Annotated in this window: 1 protein-coding gene; it reads right to left on the minus strand. The window is 45.5% G+C overall.

Annotated features, from left to right (window positions below):
• Positions 1-316: ATP-binding cassette domain-containing protein (locus ASU03_RS21875; protein ID WP_197411340.1), on the minus strand; the 316-nt coding region annotated here is incomplete at its 3' end.
• Positions 317-415 lie beyond the last annotated feature (99 nt).

A 415-nucleotide genomic window follows, 5' to 3' on the forward strand; every position in this document is an offset into this window, starting at 1 on the left:
CTTGCCGAAGAACTTGATGCAATGACATATTCGTCGCTCGTCTCAACACTAAGAGATATATAGAAACGAAGTTCCTAAAAGAGTTTTGATGAAGAACTAATTGATGATACTCCGAAACCTCGGCCTCCACAGTTCCACCAAGACCGAAAATCATTATCTCGCCGTAGGTCGACTTGAGCGCATCGATCAGCATCTTTATGGTGGTAGTCTTTCCGGCGCCGTTAGGTCCGAGAAAGCTGTACACCACGCCCCCAGGACGCTCAGGTCGAGAAGGTAGACTACGTTCTGCTTGCCGAAGAACTTGATGCAATGACATATTCGTCGCTCGTCTCAACACTAAGAGATATATAGAAACGAAGTTCCTAAAAGAGTTTTGATGAAGAACTAATTGATGATACTCCGAAACCTCGGCCTC

Source organism: Colwellia sp. TT2012 (assembly GCF_001440345.1).
Taxonomy (GTDB): domain Bacteria; phylum Pseudomonadota; class Gammaproteobacteria; order Enterobacterales; family Alteromonadaceae; genus Colwellia.